The organism is Roseiarcus sp. (genome assembly GCF_052145395.1).
Classification (GTDB): domain Bacteria; phylum Pseudomonadota; class Alphaproteobacteria; order Rhizobiales; family Beijerinckiaceae; genus Roseiarcus.
This window is the reverse complement of sequence record NZ_JBKQOT010000570.1, coordinates 1-3,046: the sequence shown is the minus strand read 5'-3', so window position 1 is coordinate 3,046 and position 3,046 is coordinate 1. Positions and strand designations below refer to the sequence as shown.

Genomic DNA, 3,046 nt, shown 5'->3' with positions numbered 1-3,046 from the left:
CGGTCGACGGCTTCTATGAATGGCGCGCGACCAAGCAAGGGAAGCAGCCGTACGCGATCGCCATGAAGGACCGTTCTCCCTTTGGAATCGCCGCCTTATGGGAGAATTGGCAAGATCCGGCCACGCGGGAATGGGTGCGCACCTTTGTGGTGTTGACGACCCCGTCGAACGACCTCGTCAGCCGCATCCATGACCGGATGCCCGCCATCCTTAAACCGGCCGGCTACGAGCGATGGCTCGGACTCGAGTCTGACCCGCGCGATCTTCTGATCCCATTCCCAAGCGAGCCTCTGACCATCTGGCAGATTTCGAGGCGGATCAATTCGCCGGACAATGACGACGAAGGACTCCTGGAAGAGATTTCCCCGCCAGCCGATATCGCGGTGTAACGAGAGGCTTCCAGGCTATCCCTTACGCGCGCAGAGAGAAGCTCAAACGCCGGGCGTATCCGGTATGAATATTTCACCGTCACTCTCGGATTGAACCCCGGTCCGGGCGTCTGGCTCCAACGCCCTCTTCTGCTCCTCTACGAGAACGGAAGCGAGATGGGGCTTGGCATCGCTGCGCGATCGTATGTAATCCCTCAGATTCGCTTCGCTCGCTCGCAGACCATTCTCGGTCAACCGCCCGCGAAACAACTCGTAGCGCAGCCAGACGCGGTACGTGTTCACGACGTCGGTCTCGCAATATGCGGCGACTTCGGCTATGCGCCCCTCGCGACAGTATCTCTCGACATCCGCCCCGCTGATGCCCTCGGTCTTCCCCGGGAGCCCCATGACGCGACACAGCTCGTGCAGCGACGGCTTGTTTTGCGAGCTGAAGGACGACAGCACGTCGCACAGGTCAATCGCGTCTTCGCTATAGCGATTGAAGTATGGGCGCGCCGCCAGTCCCGGCGCGGCGACCCCGCAGACCATCGCGCGATAGCGCAGGACCGGCAGGTCGAAGGCAACCCCGTTGAACGTGACGAGTTGAGGGGTGAGGTCGGCGATCCGATTGACGAACGCGGAGATGATCTCCTTCTCCGAGCGCTCACCGATATGCGGGGCGCCGACAGCAGTGACCGCCCAGCATTCATCCTGTCGCTGGGCGACCAGGGCGCCGATGCAGACGATCGAGTGATAGATGAGCTTGGGAAACTTCTCGCCCATCTCCGCACGCACTTCGTCGTCCGGCCGTCCCATCAATGCATTGGCGGCCGCGAAGCCGCGCAGGTCGGGCACGGTCTCAATATCCCAGACGATGACGCTGGCTGGCATCGGTCAACCACCGGAGCTATGAGTTGGCGCTTTGAGATGAACAGATTACGATCGAGCAATCTGTATCTCGGTAGCTGCCGCGGGGCTACCGCTTAGTCGGTAATCCGAGCGGGGATCGGCGCCACTGGATTCGCCGAGATGGGGTCAACTCAGGCGCCATTGGCGGACGGCAAAAAGAAGAAATGCTCAGAACCAGTGTGACCCATCCGCTTCAGATCGCCGCAGTCGACGCCGGCGCCGATCGGGGGAAAATCGGCGTCACCTTCGCGCCCGGGAAGAACGATCGGTTCGCGATCGGCGGACCTTGGGCGAGGGATCTCGATGAGGACCTCGACGCAATCGTCGCCTGGGGCGCCAGGACGATCGTCACGCTCCTCGTGTCGCGCGAGTTGGCCTACCTCGCCATCACGAGGCTTGGCGTGGAAGTTCAGCGTCGGGGGATGGAATGGCTGCACCTGCCAATCCCCGACGTGGGCACGCCAGGCCCGGAGTTCGAGGCCGAATGGCCGGCGGTCAGCGATCACCTTCGGTCTCGTCTCTATGCGGGCGAAAACATCGTCGTCCATTGTCGTGGCGGCGTCGGACGCTCGGGCATGATAGCGGCGCGGTTGCTGGCCGAATCTGGCGTCGACGCCGAGGAGGCGATCGCGCGCGTTCGCGCCGTTCGGCCTGGGGCGATCGAGACATGGGAACAAGAGCAATGGGCGAGGTGGGGGCCGCGAAGGTCGCGGGTTCCATGACAGGCTTCGCTCTGACGCTCCGCTGATGTTGAGGCCTCGCCGAGGGAACAATTCGCGGGGGCAACCACTATCGGCGCACATTGAAGAAGTTGCTGCGAAGGCCTTCCGGGTCAGGTTGCGAGATTATCGCGGCTGCATCGCGCTGCTGATGCGGGTTTATCGCGCTTGGTGGAGCCTAGTCGATGCCGGACGTTAGCGCATGGGTCCGGGGCCGCGCTGCGGCGGCCCCGGCCTCGTCTCGTTTGCTGATCAATAATCCATGCCGCCCATGCCGCCGCCGCCCGGCATGGCCGGAGCCTCCTTCTTCGGATGCTCCGCCACCATGGCCTCGGTCGTGATCATCAGGCCGGCAACCGACGCGGCGTCCTGCTGCGCGACGCGCACAACCTTCGCCGGGTCGACGATGCCGGCGCTCAGCCTGTCGACATATTGCTCGGTCTGGGCGTCGAAGCCGTAGGTCTGGGACTTGTTCTCGGTGATCTTGCCGACCACGATCGAGCCTTAGACGCCGGCGTTTTCGACGATCTGCCGGATCGGCGCCTCGAGCGCCCTCAGCACGATATTGATGCCGGCCTGGACGTCGGCGTTCTCGTCGCTCAGCTTGCCGACCGCGGCCTTGGCGCGCAGGAGCGCCACGCCGCCACCCGGCACAATGCCCTCTTCGACGGCCGACTTCGTCGCATGCATCGCGTCGTCGACCCGATCCTTCTTTTCCTTGACCTCGACCTCGGTCGAACCGCCGACGCGGATCACCGCGACGCCGCCGGCAAGTTTCGCCAGACGCTCCTGCAGCTTCTCGCGGTCATAGTCAGATGTCGTATCCTCGATTTGCGCCTTGATCTGCGAAATGCGCCCCTCGATGTCCTGCTTCTTGCCCGCGCCTTCGATGATCGTGGTGTTCTCCTTTTCGATGCGCACGCGCTTGGCCTGGCCAAGCATCTGAAGGGTCACGTTCTCGAGCTTGATGCCGAGGTCCTCGGCGATCATGGTGCCGGCGGTGAGGACCGCGATGTCTTCGAGCATCGCCTTGCGGCGATCGCCAAACCC

General features: G+C 63.4%; 3 protein-coding genes and 1 pseudogene. 2 read left to right on the top strand and 2 right to left on the bottom strand.

Annotated elements, in window-relative coordinates; translation table 11 throughout:
- The coding region (locus ACLP25_RS19620) for an SOS response-associated peptidase (protein ID WP_442470839.1) at nucleotides 1-389 on the top strand (389 nt) is incomplete at its 5' end.
- Between the two features lie 42 nt (nucleotides 390-431).
- Here ACLP25_RS19620 and ACLP25_RS19615 read toward each other — a convergent pair.
- Entirely contained in the window at nucleotides 432-1,259 is an 828-nt protein-coding gene (locus ACLP25_RS19615; protein WP_442470838.1) for a 3'-5' exonuclease, read from the bottom strand.
- A gap of 182 nt (nucleotides 1,260-1,441) precedes the next feature.
- On the opposite strand from ACLP25_RS19615, the gene ACLP25_RS19610 reads away from it, so the two are divergent.
- A complete protein-coding gene (locus ACLP25_RS19610; RefSeq protein ID WP_442470837.1) occupies nucleotides 1,442-1,999 on the top strand; it encodes a cyclin-dependent kinase inhibitor 3 family protein in 558 nt (185 codons plus the stop codon).
- A 249-nt stretch (nucleotides 2,000-2,248) separates the two neighbouring features.
- Here ACLP25_RS19610 and groEL read toward each other — a convergent pair.
- Nucleotides 2,249-3,046: pseudogene (gene groEL / locus ACLP25_RS19605) on the bottom strand (chaperonin GroEL); the annotation flags it as partial.